This is a genomic window from Lapillicoccus jejuensis, assembly GCF_006715055.1.
In the GTDB taxonomy this organism is placed as follows: Bacteria; Actinomycetota; Actinomycetes; order Actinomycetales; family Dermatophilaceae; genus Lapillicoccus; species Lapillicoccus jejuensis.
On sequence record NZ_VFMN01000001.1, the window covers coordinates 245,921 to 258,789 of the forward strand.

Below are 12,869 nucleotides of genomic sequence, written 5' to 3' on the forward strand. Positions count from 1 at the left end.
GTCGGCGCTCCACGCGCCGTACGGGCCGGTGCGCAGCAGGGTGCTGGCCGACCTGGTGGCCCTCTCCGTGTCGGGAATGCTCGGTGACCGGGGACGGTCACCAGGGGCGCGGCTGTGCGCCTCGGAGTCAGGGCACCTTCAGTCTACCAGCGCCGCGGCGCGGGTCCGACCGCGCGAGCGCCGGACCCGGGCGACCAGCGCGAGGACGAGCAGCCCGACCACCAACCCGGCCACGTCGGTGAGCGCGTCGAGGACGTCGCCGTCGCGGTGGGGCAGCACGTAGTGCTGGACGAGCTCGCTCACCGGGGCGTGCACGAGCAGCACGAGCAGGACGGGACGCCACCGACCCCACCACAGCGAGACGAGGACGAGCGGCAGCGCGAAGATCGCCGGGTGGACGAGCTTGTCGGTCCACGTCGTCGGGCCCTCGATCGTCACCCGCGGCCAGTAGAGCGCGGCCAGCTGCAGCGCCACCGCCACCAGGGCCAGGACGCCGAGGAGCGGGGACCGCCGCGTGCTGCTCACGCCTCCCAGCCTCGCACGGCCCGCCGGGGCCGGGACGTCAGGAGCGTCCGGACGCCGAGGGCGCCACCGCGGACGTGCCGGTCCCGGACGGCGTCCCCGTGCCGGTGGTCATCGTGCTGGAGGTCGTGCTCGTCGTGCTCGTCGGGTCGGTCGGGCACCCGGTGGGTGCGCCGGTCGAGGTCGAGGTGCCGGTCGAGGTGGTGGTCGTCGTGGACGGCGTCCCCGTGCCGGTCGTGGTGCCGGTCGTGCCGGTCGTGCCGGTCGTGGTGGACGTGGTCCCCGTCGAGCCGGTCGGCGTCGGGCAGCTGCTCGGGGTCGTCGTCGGCGGCGTGGTCGTCGGCGGCGTCGTCGGCGGCGTCGTCGTGCTCGTCGACGTGCTCGGCGGCGGGGTCGTCGTGGTCCCCGAGGTGCCGGTCGACGAGGTCGGCGTCCCCGAGGACGTCGTCGAGGAGGACGAGGGGGTCGACGTCGTCGACGAGGACGACGACGGCGGGGAGCTCGGGGACGGCGTACCGGAGGTCGCCGGCGGCCCCGGCGGCGGCGACGGGGAGCGCGGCGGGGCGGGGACGTCGCCGCCGGCGTCCTGCGTCGGCGTCACGCCGTCGCGGTACGCCAGACCCCAGGTGACGACGGACCGCAGGTAGGACTGCGAGTAGTTGTAGGACAGCACCGCGGAGGCGATCCCGGCGTCGGTCGCGAGGTCGCGGCCACCGGCGCACAGGTAGGCGCCCGCGCCGAGCGCCGCGTCGAAGACGTTGTTCGGGTCGGCGACGCCGTCGCCGTTGCCGTCGCGGCCCCACGAGCGCCACGTGCCGGGCAGGAACTGCATCGGCCCGACCGCGCGGTCGTAGCTCGGGTCGCCGTCGAGCGCCCCGCCGTCGGAGTCGAGGATGACCGAGGTGCCGGCCCACGAGCCGTCGAGGCGGGGTCCGAGGATCCGGCCCCGGGTCGTGCCGTCGGCGGTGACCCGCCCGCCGCTCGCGTGCCCGGACTCGATCCGGCCGATCCCGGCCAGCAGCCACCAGGGCAGGTGGCACGAGGGGTCCAGCCGGGCCATCGTCGACTCGGCGGACCGGTAGGCGGCGAGCACGGTGGTCGGGATGCCGTCGGCGCCGACCGCGCCGGTCGGTCCGGTCGCGCCGTCGGGGTCGACGGCGTCCTGGGCCAGCAGCCCGGCGACGTCGGCGGACGCCGCGCCGGGATCGATGCCCGGGGCGTCCCAGCCGTCGCGCACGTCCTGGGTGTCGCCGTCGGCGACGACGCGACCCTGCTCGTCGTGCGGCACGAGCACCCGGTCGTCGGCCAGGCCGACGTCGTACCCCACGGGGCCGAGCGCGAGGACCTGCGCCGTGTCGGTCTGCGGGGCCGCGAGGTCGGGCCCGAGCTGCACCTGCGGCAGCATGGCGAGCAGCGCCGCGCCGGTCGCGACGACGGGCAGGCCGACGGCGCGCGAGAGCCGCTGGCCGAGGCGGCCGGTCGCGGGCGCACGACGGCTCACCGCGACCTGGCGCTGCCACTCCACGATCGCGTCGTCGTCCCGTACGACGCCGAACCACACCACGACTGCCACGCCCTTCCCTGCGGACCGGCTCCCCGCGCCGGGTCCCTGCGGACCACCATAGGCACACTTGCGTGCGCCCGCCCCTCGATCATCGGAACCTCGTCGGACGGTCCCCCCACCTTCGGGTGACCACTCCCCCAACCCTGGGTGACGAGCCGGTACGACGCCCCCCGGGCGCCGTACCGTGACGGCATGAGCCACCACCACGAGCACGACCACGGGCCCGACGACGACGGGCGCCGCGTCGAGGTCGTCGGGACCGGGGAGGCCAGCGCCACCCCCGACGTCGTGCGGCTGCGGATCGCGCTGACGGCCCGCGCCGGCGACGTCGCCGCCGCGCTGCGGGCGACCGGGGCCCTCGTCACGGCGGTCGGCGCCGCCGTCCGCGCGCAGGCCGTGGACCCGGCCGACGTCGCCTCGACCGGGGCGCACGTGCAGCCGCACTGGGACCGCGACGGCCAGCGGATCACCGGCTACGAAGCGGGGCACCAGCTGACCCTCGTCGTGCGCGACCTCGACCGCCTCGACCCCGTCGTGGACGCCGTCGCGCAGGCCGCCGGCGACGGGCTGCGGATCGACGACATCGGCCTCGAGGTCGCCGACGCGAGCGCGCTGCGCGAGCGGGCGCGGGCCGCCGCGTTCGCCGACGCCCGCGCCAAGGCGGAGCAGTACGCCGTCCTCGCCGGCGCTGCCCTCGGTCCGGTCCTCGCCGTCGCCGAGGGCGGCGCGCGGGTGCCCGGCCCGCGCCCGATGGCCCGGGAGATGGTGGCGGCCGCCAGCGCGTCGATGCCGGTGGAGGCGGGCCAGTACGGCGTCTCCGCCTCGGTCGCCGTCGCCTTCGCGCTCGTCACCGCCCCGACGGACCGGTCGACGACGCCGGAATGATCCCCGGGTGAGGTCCGTTGACCGACACATGGCCACGACCGAGCTCACCGCCCAGACCTTCCAGCAGACCGTGACGGACAACGACATCGTCCTGGTCGACCTGTGGGCGTCGTGGTGCGGACCGTGCCAGCGCTTCGCCCCCGTCTACGACAAGGCCTCCGAGACCAACGACGGCGTCCTCTTCGCCAAGGTCGACACCGAGGCCGAGCAGGCACTGGCCGCCGCCCTCGACATCTCCTCCATCCCGACGCTCATGGCGTTCCGCGAGGGCATCCTCGTCTTCCGCCAGGCCGGCGCGCTGCCCGCCGATGCTCTCCAGCAGGTCATCGACGGCGTCAAGGGTCTCGACATGGACGACGTGCACCGTCAGGTCGAGCAGGCCCGCGCCGCTCAGGAGGCGCCGACCGCCTGAGCGGCCCGCGACGACGTACGGCGACGGCCCCCTCCCGATCGGGAGGGGGCCGTCGTCGTTGCTCGAGGACGATCCGCACGGTGTGATGTGGCACCACGTGGGTGGTGGAGGTGGCGGGAATCGAACCCGCGTCCGATGACGAGTGGCCAGGACTTCTCCGGGCGCAGTGCGCTATGGCTTTTCTCGGCCCCGGGGCTCGCACGCACACGTCCCCCGACAGGCCCAGCCGAGTAGCAGTCCCGTGTCGCCCCTCGGCATGACGACACGGCAAGTCCTCTAGCTGACGCCGGCTACTGAGACGAGGACGAGCTCAGGCCGACGGACTTCGAGGCTCGCTCAGGCGGCGAGGGCGAAGTCGGTGCGCTTGGAATCGGCACCTATGGTTTTGCACGGAGCGTTTGACGAGATGACCGTGCATCCTCGGCCCGCTTCTCCTGGTCAGGCGACCACCGTCGAAACCGATCACCCCCGCGGGGGTGACCACATCACACTGTGCAGTTGTCAACGAGCGACCGAGACGTCCCGGCGTCCCGATGATGTCATGGGAACGCGGGCCGGTGCACACGTGTTCCTGCGCACCCGCTCCCCCGCCGCCCGTACGACGTCCAGGAGGACCGATGCGCCCCGTCCCGATCACCCCCGGTCCCGGCCAGGAGTCGGTGTGGGCCTACCCGCGCCCGCCCCGGGTCGAGCCGGTCACCGTGCGCCTGACCGTCGAGCTCGCGGGGGTCGTCGTCGCCGACACCGACCGGTGCTCCGGCGAGGGGCCCGCCGAGGTCGCGCACCGCGTGCTCGAGACGAGCCACCCGCCGACGTACTACCTGCCCGCGTCCGCCTTCGCGCCGGGCACGCTGCGGCCGGCGAGCGGGTCGTCGTACTGCGAGTGGAAGGGCGTGGCGTCGTACGCCGACCTCGTCGTGACCGACGTGGGTGGCGCGAGCGTCGTCGCGCGGCGCGCCGCGTGGGGCTACCCCGACCCCACCACCGGGTACGACGTGCTGCTCGGCCAGTGGGCGGTCATGCCCGCCGCGGTCGACCGCTGCACGGTCGGCGGCGAGACGGTCGTGCCGCAGGAGGGCGGGTTCTACGGCGGGTGGGTGACCTCGGCGGTCGTCGGGCCGTTCAAGGGTGGGCCGGGCTCGATGGGCTGGTGACCTCCCGGGATGTGACAGCACTGTTACAGTGCTGTCGTGCCCGACGGTGACGACCTCCTCGACTCCTCCTTCGTCCGCGACCTCGTCCGCCTCCTCCAGGCCTTCGACCGCGAGATCCTCGGCCTGTACGACGCCCTCGACCCCGCCGACGACCCCGTCCTCGCCGAGGCGGCGCGCGGGTTCCGGTCGCACTGGGCCGGTCCGCTGGTGCGGCTGCACCGGCACGGCCCGCTCACCGTGCGCGCCCTGGCCGACCACGCCGACGTCACGCACTCGGCGATGAGCCAGACGGTCACCGCGCTGCGGCGGGCCGGGCTCGTCGAGGACGCCCCGGCCTCGGCGACCCGCGACGGGCGCACCCGCGCGGTGGCGCTGACCGCCCGGGGAGCGCGGCTGGCGCCGTACTGCGCCGCCGAGTGGCGGGCGACCGAGCGGACCTGGCTCGAGCTCGACGCCGAGCTGAGCCACCCGCTGTCGGCCGTCGTCGCCGAGCTGCGGGCCGCCGTCGCCCGCCGGCCGCTCGCGCAGCGGCTGCGCGCCCACCTGGAGGAGCCGGGCGAGGCACCGGTGACCGGTCGCTGAGGTGGCACGCCTGCTGCTCGACGTCACCCCGCTGCGCACCGTGCCGGCCTTCCGCCGGCTGTGGCTCGGCGCCACCCTCTCCGGGGTCGGGAGCCAGCTGACGACGTTCGCGGTCACCCTGCAGGTCTTCCGGACCACGGGGTCGTCCGCGGCCGTCGGCCTGCTCGCCGTCACCACCCTCGTCCCGACCCTCGTGGTCGGCCTGCTCGGCGGGGTCGTCGCCGACTCGACCGACCGGCGGCGGCTGCTGCTCGCGACCGGTGCCGCCCAGACGCTGGTCTCCCTCGCCCTCGTCGGGCAGGCCCTGGCGGGCGGCTCGCTGACGGCGGTCTTCGGGCTCAGCGTCGTCTCGGCCGTGCTGTCCGGCCTGCAGGTGCCGGCCCAGCGCACCGTCGCGCCGGCGCTGCTCGGGGCCGCGTTGCTGCCGTCGGGACTGGCGCTGACCCAGACCTCGTTCCAGCTGGCGCTCGTCGGCGGGCCCTCCCTGGCCGGGCTGCTCACCGCGGCGGGCGGGGTGCGGCTGTGCTACCTGCTCGACGCGGCGACCTTCCTCGCGGCGCTCGTCGCCGTGTGGCGGCTGCCCGCGCTCCCGCCGGCGGGCGGCGCGGCCCGGCGCCGCCCGGCGGCGGTCCTCGACGGCCTGCGCTTCGCCCGCGACCGGCCGGCCGTCGGTGGCGCCCTGCTCAGCGACCTGCTCGCGACCGCGCTGGCCATGCCGTTCTCCGTGCTGCCGGCGCTCACCGCGGCCCGCTTCGCCGGCGACCCACGGGTGCTGGGCCTGCTCGGCTCGGCCCCGGCGGTGGGCGGGGTGCTGGCCATGGGGCTCTCGGGCTTCGTGCGCCACCTCGAGCGACCCGGCCGGGCGCTGCTCGTCACGGGGACGGTCTGGGGGCTCGGGCTCGCCGCGGCCGGGGTGGCTCCGGGTCTTCCGCTGGTCCTCGCGGCCCTCGCCGTGGCCGGCGCCGCCGACACCCTGTCCGTCGTCCTGCGCACCACCGTCGTCCAGCTCTCGACCCCGGACCGGCTGCGCGGCCGGCTCTCCTCGCTCGAGTACGTCGTCGGGGTCGGCGGCCCGCAGCTCGGCAACGCCCGCGGCGGCCTCGTCGCCTCGCTCACCTCGCCCGCGACCAGCCTGGTCACCGGCGGGCTCGCCGTCGTGGTCGCCCTCGCGCTGCTCGCGGGCGGGTGCCGGCCGCTGTCCGCCGCCCTCCCCCGCGACCCGGCCGATACGTGAGGGGCGCGCCGGTGGTGGGATGGGGCCATGGACTACCAGGAGTGGCACCTCGTCCGGCGCCCGCAGGGCGCCCCCGTCGACGAGGACTTCGAGCTCGTCGGCGGTGAGCGTCCCCGTCTCGACGACGACACCGTCCTCGTGCGCAACACCTTCCTCTCCGTCGACCCCTACATGCGCGGCCGGATGAACGACGGGCCGTCGTACGTGCCGGCCTTCCGGCTGGGCGCGCCGATGGACGGCGGCGCCGTCGGCGTCGTCCGCGAGGTCTCGGGCGAGGTGAAGGACAGCACCGGCCGGGCGGTGCAGGTCGGCGACACCGTCCTGCACGGGCTCGGCTGGCGCACGCACGCCGTCCTGCCCGGCCGCGCGCTGCGCGTCGTCGACACCGACGTCGCCCCGTCGCAGGCGTGGCTCGGCGTGCTCGGCATGACCGGCCTGACGGCGTACGCCGGTCTGCTGCGGGTCGCCGGGTTCCGCGAGGGCGACGTCGTCTTCGTCTCCGCCGCGGCCGGCTCCGTCGGCTCGCTCGTCGGCCAGATCGCCCACCTCAAGGGCGCCTCGCTCGTCGTCGGCAGCGCCGGCGGCCCGGAGAAGACCCGCTGGCTCGTCGACGACCTCGGCTTCGACCGGGCGATCGACTACAAGGCCGAGCCGATCGGGAAGGCCCTCGAGGAGGCGGCCCCCGACGGCATCGACGTCTACTTCGACAACGTCGGCGGCGACCACCTCGAGGCGGCGCTCAGCTCGTTCAAGCAGCACGGCCGCGCCGCGATCTGCGGGATGATCCAGCGCTACAACGACACCGAGGCCGCCCCGGGGCCGCGCAACCTCGCCCTCGTCATCGGCAAGCGGCTGCGGATCGAGGGCTTCATCCAGAGCGACCACCTCGATCTGCGCGACGACTTCGAGCGCGAGGTCGGCGGCTGGGTCCGCGAGGGCAAGGTGCAGTGGCGCGAGACCGTCGTCGAGGGGATCGAGGAGGCCGTGCACGGGTTCCAGGCCCTGCTCACCGGCGGCAACACGGGCAAGATGCTCGTCCGGCTGTGACGGACGCCCGACACCCCGCCGAGACGAGCCCCGGGGTCACCGGGGGCTCGTTCGCGGTCGTCGCCCTCGCGTTCGCGGTGACGATGCTCGGCGCGACACTGCCGACGCCGATGTACTCGTTCTGGCAGAAGGACTTCGGCTTCGAGGTCGCCACCGTCACGGTGATCTTCGCGATGTACGCCGTCGGGGTCCTGGCCGCCCTCGTCGTCACCGGCCCGTGGTCCGACGCCGTCGGCCGCCGGCCCCTGCTGCTCGCCGGTCTGGGGCTGTCGCTGCTCAGCGACGTCGTCTTCCTGCTCGCCGGGGCCACCTGGGTGCTCCTGCTCGGCCGCCTCGTCTCCGGCCTCTCCGCCGGGGTGTACGTCGGCTCGGGCACCGCCGCCGTCCTCGAGCAGGCGCCGGAGCGGTGGAAGGGGCGCGCCCCCCTGGTCGCGACCGTCGCCAACATCGGCGGGCTCGGGGTCGGCCCGGTCGTCGCGGCCGGGCTCATCTCCCTCTTCGCGTGGCCGACCGGGCTGTCCTTCGCCGTCCACGTCGTCGCCACCCTCGTGCTGCTCGCCCTGACCTGGCGGGTGCCGGAGACGGTCCGCCCCGAGCCGGGGGCGCGGCTGCGGGTGCAGCGGCCGATCGTCCCGTCCGACGCCCGCTCGACGTTCGTCGCCGCGAGCATCGTCGGGTTCGCCGGCTTCGCGGTCCTCGGGCTGATGACCGCCGTGTCACCGAAGCTCGTCGCCCAGGCCGTCCCGGGCGCCGGGCCGCTGCTGTCGGTGTCGGTGGTCGGGGCGCTCATGCTCGCCTCCGTGCTCGCGCAGGTGCTGCTCACCGCGGTGCCGGTCGACACCGCCGCCAACCTCGGCTGCGCCCTCCTGGCGGTCGGGACCGTGCTGCTCGCCGTCGCGCTGGCCCGCGACGCGCTGCCGCTCATGCTCCTCGCCGCCGTCGTCAGCGGCGCCGGTCAGGGGCTGTCGTTCAGCAAGGGCCTCGCCGCGGTGCTCGGCAAGGTCGACGGCGCCCAGCGGGCGGCGACCATGTCGGCCTTCTTCGTCGTCGCGTACGTCGCCATCTCGCTCCCCGTCGTCGGGGACGGGCTGGCGTCGCAGCGCTGGGGCGTGCAACCGGCCGGGGTCGCGTTCTCGGTCGCCGTCGCCGTCCTCGCCGTCGTGGCGCTGGTCGCCCTCGTCGTCGACCAGCGCCGCACGCGCGCGGCCTGACCGACCGCGTGGGAGGCGCCGTACAGGACGCCGTACGGGGCGTCGTACCGGGCGTCGTACCGGCTGGTGGGCAGCGGGCTGCCCGGGTGCGGAGCGGCGACGTAGGGTGCGGCCATGGCGACGCCGACAACGCACAAGATCCTGCTCGACGAGTCGGAGATGCCGACCCGCTGGTACAACATCATCCCCGACCTGCCGGCGCCGCCGCCCCCGCCGCTGCACCCCGGCACGCTGCAGCCGGTCGGCCCGGAGGACCTCGCGCCGCTGTTCCCGATGGACCTCATCGAGCAGGAGGTGACGACCGAGCGGTACGTCGACATCCCGGAGGAGGTCCAGGACGTCTACCGGCTGTGGCGGCCGTCGCCGCTCTTCCGCGCGCACGCGCTGGAGAAGGCGCTCGGCACCCCGGCCCGGATCTACTACAAGTACGAGGGGGTCTCCCCCGCCGGCTCCCACAAGCCGAACACGGCTGTGCCGCAGGCGTACTACAACGCCAAGGCCGGCGTGCGGAAGCTGACGACCGAGACCGGCGCCGGCCAGTGGGGCACGGCGCTCGCGTTCGCCTGCGCGCAGTTCGGCCTCGAGTGCGAGGTGTGGCAGGTCGGCGCGAGCTACGACCAGAAGCCCTACCGCCGCATCATGATCGAGACCTTCGGCGGCACGGTGCACCGCTCGCCGTCGGAGCTGACGGCGGCCGGGCGGGCCATCCGCGCCGACCGCCCGGACCACCCGGGCTCGCTCGGGATCGCCATCTCCGAGGCCGTCGAGGTCGCGGCGCAGCACGACGACATCCGCTACGCGCTCGGCAGCGTCCTCAACCACGTCCTGCTCCACCAGACCGTCATCGGCGAGGAGGCGCTGCTGCAGCTGGCCAAGGTCGGCGAGCAGGCCGACGTCATCGTCGGCTGCACCGGCGGTGGGTCGAACTTCGGGGGGCTGGTCTTCCCGTTCCTGCGGGAGAAGCTCGCCGGGAAGATGTCTCCCGAGATCCGGGCCGTCGAGCCGGCGTCGTGCCCGTCGCTGACCAAGGGCACCTACGCCTACGACTTCGGCGACACCGCCGGCATGACGCCGCTCATGAAGATGCACACCCTGGGACACGACTTCGTGCCGGACCCGATCCACGCGGGCGGGCTGCGCTACCACGGGATGTCGCCGCTGCTGAGCCACGTCTACGAGCTCGGGCTGATGACCGCGACGGCGATCCCGCAGACCGAGTGCTTCACCGCGGCGGTCCAGTTCGCGCGGACCGAGGGCATCGTGCCGGCGCCCGAGCCGACTCACGCGCTGGCCGCCTGCATCCGGGAGGCGCTGGCCTGCAAGGAGTCCGGCGAGGAGAAGGTCATCCTCACGGCGCTCTGCGGGCACGGCCACCTCGACCTCGCGGCGTACGACGCGTTCCTGTCCGGCCGGATGGTCGACGAGGACGCCGACGACGCGCGGTTCGCGGACGCGCTCTCCCGGCTCCCGCAGGTGCCGGCCGGCGCCTGACGGTGGCGGCCCCCACCGGTCCCCCGCCCACCTCACCCGGCCTCGACGTCACCCCCGCCGTCGGCACCTTCCGCTCGGTCCGGGTCGGCATCCCGCTGCTCCTGCTCACCCTGCTCGCCGCCGTGGCGCTGCAGGTCGGGCAGGACGGCGGGTGCTACCTGGGGTCGGTGAGCGCCTACTGGTACACCGCGGCGCGGTCGGTCTTCGTGGCCGTCCTCGTCGCGGTCGGGGTGCTGCTCGTCGTCCACGAGGGCAACAGCACGTGGGAGGACCACGCGCTGGACTTCAGCGGGGCCTTCGCGCTCGTCGTCGGCTTCGTCCCGCTGCGCCCGCTCGTCGCCGGTGAGCCCGGGGCGCGCTGCCCCGGGGCCGACGTGCCGACGGCGCACCGGCTGGCCGACGCCGTGTCCAACAACGTCCTCGCCCTGCTCGTCGGGCTGACCGGGCTCGTCGTCGTGCGCTGGTACGTCCGCCGGCGCACCGAGCACGCCGCGCGTCGCGGTCGCACGGGACGGGCGTCGCTCGTGGTCGGCACCGTCGTCGTCGCGGTGGGCTGGGTCCTGCAGCTCGTCGCGCCGGCGGTGGTCCGCGAGCACGGCCACGTCCCGGCCGCCGTGCTGCTCTTCGCCGGGGTCAGCGGGGTCGTCGCGCTCAACGCCGTCCCGGCGCTGGCGCGGCGGGCGGGCGCGCCCGTGCCCGGGGCGCCGTACCTGCGCCTCTACCAGGGAGTGCTCGCCGAGCTGCTCCTCGCCTTCGTCGTCCTCGGCCCGCTCGCCGCGCTCGGGATCGGCGAGCACGTCGTCTTCTGGCTCGAGGCCCTGCTCATCGCCGGTTTCGCCGTCTTCTGGGTCGTGCAGACCGCCGAGCTGTGGGACGCGCGCGACCGCAGCCAGCTCGCCGCGCGACCGGCCCGGGCCCGCCGGTGACCGCGGGTCGCACCCGGGTGCGCTGGTGGGGCGACCGCGACGCCGGACCCGTGGTGGCGCTCGTGCCCGGCCTCGGCCTGCCGTCGTACGTCGCCCCGACGGCGCGGGCGCTGGCCGCCCGCGGCTGGGCGTGCGCGGTCCTCGACCTGCCGGGGTTCGGCGCGCCGGGCGCGCTGGTCTGCGCGCCACAGGTCGAGCAGGTCGGCGCGGCGACGGCCGAGTGGACGCGGCGCCTCCCGCCGGGCCGTCCCCTGGTCCTGCTGGGGCACTCGACCGGCGCGCAGTCCGCGCTCGCCGCCGCGCTCGCCGTCCAGGACGAGCGACCGGACGCCGCGCTCGCCCTCGCCGGGCCGACGTTCGCGCCCGGGCAGCGGGGGCTGCTGCGGCTGGCCGCCGCCACCGCGACGGCGTACCGGGAGGACTCGCTGCGCGAGGCCGTCGTGCTCCCCGAGCTGCTGCGCGGTCACGCGCGGGTGGCGGCGTACGTCGTCTCCGGGGTGCGGGACCGCCCCGAGGAGCGGATCCGCGACCTGCGCCTGCCGCTGCTGCTCACCGCCGGCCGCGCCGACACCTACGCCCCCGCCTCGTGGCTCGAGCAGCTGGCGTCCGCCGCGAGCGCGTCACCGCAGGTCGTCACCCGGCTGCTGGGCGGCTCGCACAACAACCTCTTCACCCACGGCGACGACCTGGCCGCCACGGTCGTGGGCACCGGACTTTATCGGGCGACCCGATAACCGTGACCTTCGCCGGACAACGGTTCTCCGGCAGAGGCTGACATTATCGGGTCGCCCGATAATGTCCGGTGTCTCGCTGCCAGGACTGGGTGACGTACCGCGTCTGCCACCCCATCGAGCGGTAGAGGCCGTCGGCGGCGGTGGGGCTGTCGGCGTCGACCTCGAGGGCGACGCGGTCGCGGCCGCGCTCGGCGGCGTCGCGGATCATGGTGTGCAGCAACGCCTTCGCGACGCCGAGGCCGCGGGCGCGGCGGTGCACGCCGATGTAGTCGAGGTACGTGCCCTCCACGCCGGCGGCGTCGGCGGGCAGCACCGACGAGACGAGCGCGCCCCCGGCCATCGGGGCGCCGTCGACCTCGACGAGCGCGAGCCACCAGTGGTCCCAGCGGTGCCCGGGGTCCTCGCGCAGCCGCTGCGCGAACTCGGGGAACGACTCCCGGTAGGAGCCCCAGTGGTCCTCGAACGACTCCTCGAGGACGCGGTGCACGGCCTGCAGGTCCTCGGCGACGGGCAGCGTCGTCCCGTCGGGCAGCTCGTGCACCCCGACCCGGCGGACGACGACCCCGGCGCGCGGGCCGGGCGGGTCCTCCCCCGCCGCGACCGGGCGGCCCATGTTGAGCCAGGTGCGCGTGCACGCGTAGCCGGCGGCCTCGAGCCAGCGCCGCTGCCGCTCGTCGCCCTCGTCGAGCAGGGCGTCGAGCCGGGTCCCGGCCAGGCCGCGCGCGGCGGCGTACTCGAGCCCGACGGTCTCCAGCCACGGCACGAGCCCGGCCGCGACCGCGTCGGCGTCAGGGTCCGGCAGGTCCGGGTCGACGGTCAGCTCGACGACGGTGCGGCCGGCGGCCCGGTCGTGCACGGTCGCCCACCCGCGCACCCGCCCGGCGGGGTCGACCGCGACGGCCTGCCGCCGGGTCCACGACCCGCGCCCGAGCACCTCCGCGGTGACGGCGTCCGGGTCGGCGCTGCCGCTGCCGCGGTTCGCCGTACGGCGCGCCGTCCCCAGCGTCACGAGCGCCGGCAGGTCCTCCGGCGTGGGCACCCGCGCGGACCAGCCGTCGGGCAGCGCGGGCACGGGGTCGAGCGGGAGGGAGACCATCGCCCCATTCT

General features: G+C 75.6%; 13 protein-coding genes and 1 other RNA gene. 10 read left to right on the forward strand and 4 right to left on the reverse strand.

The window, feature by feature from the left end:
- Nucleotides 1–138: 138 nt before the first annotated feature.
- The gene (locus FB458_RS21150; protein WP_170185525.1) at nucleotides 139–525 is read right to left on the reverse strand and encodes a VanZ family protein; all 387 of its coding nucleotides are present in this window, start codon (nucleotides 523–525) and stop codon (nucleotides 139–141) included.
- A 37-nt stretch (nucleotides 526–562) separates the two neighbouring features.
- Entirely contained in the window at nucleotides 563–2,095 is a 1,533-nt protein-coding gene (locus tag FB458_RS01150; RefSeq protein ID WP_211355893.1) for a lytic murein transglycosylase, read from the reverse strand.
- Nucleotides 2,096–2,278: 183 nt separating this feature from the next.
- On the opposite strand from FB458_RS01150, the gene FB458_RS01155 reads away from it, so the two are divergent.
- Both FB458_RS01155 and trxA read left to right on the forward strand, forming a co-directional pair.
- Nucleotides 2,279–2,971: an SIMPL domain-containing protein gene (locus FB458_RS01155; protein ID WP_141846033.1), complete on the forward strand. Its 693-nt coding sequence runs from the start codon at nucleotides 2,279–2,281 to the stop codon at nucleotides 2,969–2,971.
- A gap of 28 nt (nucleotides 2,972–2,999) precedes the next feature.
- Nucleotides 3,000–3,383, forward strand: a complete 384-nt coding sequence (gene trxA, locus FB458_RS01160; protein ID WP_141846035.1) for a thioredoxin — start codon at nucleotides 3,000–3,002, stop codon at nucleotides 3,381–3,383.
- 102 nt (nucleotides 3,384–3,485) lie between these two features.
- Here trxA and ssrA read toward each other — a convergent pair.
- Nucleotides 3,486–3,853, reverse strand: a transfer-messenger RNA (tmRNA) gene (gene ssrA / locus FB458_RS01165).
- 147 nt (nucleotides 3,854–4,000) lie between these two features.
- Between ssrA and FB458_RS01170 the strand changes: the two genes are divergently transcribed.
- The 8 genes from FB458_RS01170 (at nucleotide 4,001) to FB458_RS21160 (ending at nucleotide 11,762) form a co-directional block, all read left to right on the forward strand.
- A complete protein-coding gene (locus tag FB458_RS01170) occupies nucleotides 4,001–4,537 on the forward strand; it encodes a DUF427 domain-containing protein (RefSeq protein WP_141846037.1) in 537 nt (178 codons plus the stop codon).
- A 36-nt stretch (nucleotides 4,538–4,573) separates the two neighbouring features.
- The gene (locus tag FB458_RS01175; RefSeq protein ID WP_141846039.1) at nucleotides 4,574–5,119 is read left to right on the forward strand and encodes a MarR family winged helix-turn-helix transcriptional regulator; all 546 of its coding nucleotides are present in this window, start codon (nucleotides 4,574–4,576) and stop codon (nucleotides 5,117–5,119) included.
- A 1-nt stretch (nucleotide 5,120) separates the two neighbouring features.
- A complete protein-coding gene (locus FB458_RS01180) occupies nucleotides 5,121–6,353 on the forward strand; it encodes an MFS transporter (protein ID WP_141846041.1) in 1,233 nt (410 codons plus the stop codon).
- A gap of 27 nt (nucleotides 6,354–6,380) precedes the next feature.
- Nucleotides 6,381–7,400 carry an NADP-dependent oxidoreductase gene (locus FB458_RS01185; RefSeq protein WP_141846043.1) on the forward strand — a complete coding sequence of 340 codons (1,020 nt, stop codon included), beginning with the start codon at nucleotides 6,381–6,383 and terminating at the stop codon, nucleotides 7,398–7,400.
- Complete coding sequence (locus FB458_RS01190) at nucleotides 7,397–8,611, forward strand: MFS transporter (RefSeq protein ID WP_141846045.1); 1,215 nt, start codon at nucleotides 7,397–7,399, stop codon at nucleotides 8,609–8,611. Before FB458_RS01185 ends, FB458_RS01190 begins: the two co-directional genes overlap by 4 nt.
- A gap of 114 nt (nucleotides 8,612–8,725) precedes the next feature.
- Nucleotides 8,726–10,102: a TrpB-like pyridoxal phosphate-dependent enzyme gene (locus FB458_RS01195; RefSeq protein WP_141846047.1), complete on the forward strand. Its 1,377-nt coding sequence runs from the start codon at nucleotides 8,726–8,728 to the stop codon at nucleotides 10,100–10,102.
- A gap of 2 nt (nucleotides 10,103–10,104) precedes the next feature.
- The gene (locus FB458_RS21155) at nucleotides 10,105–11,028 is read left to right on the forward strand and encodes a hypothetical protein (RefSeq protein WP_170185526.1); all 924 of its coding nucleotides are present in this window, start codon (nucleotides 10,105–10,107) and stop codon (nucleotides 11,026–11,028) included.
- On the forward strand, nucleotides 11,025–11,762 hold the full coding sequence (locus FB458_RS21160; RefSeq protein ID WP_170185527.1) for an alpha/beta hydrolase: 738 nt from the start codon (nucleotides 11,025–11,027) through the stop codon (nucleotides 11,760–11,762). Before FB458_RS21155 ends, FB458_RS21160 begins: the two co-directional genes overlap by 4 nt.
- Nucleotides 11,763–11,805: 43 nt before the next feature.
- Here FB458_RS21160 and FB458_RS01205 read toward each other — a convergent pair whose 3' ends face one another.
- Nucleotides 11,806–12,858: a GNAT family N-acetyltransferase gene (locus FB458_RS01205; protein WP_141846051.1), complete on the reverse strand. Its 1,053-nt coding sequence runs from the start codon at nucleotides 12,856–12,858 to the stop codon at nucleotides 11,806–11,808.
- Nucleotides 12,859–12,869 lie beyond the last annotated feature (11 nt).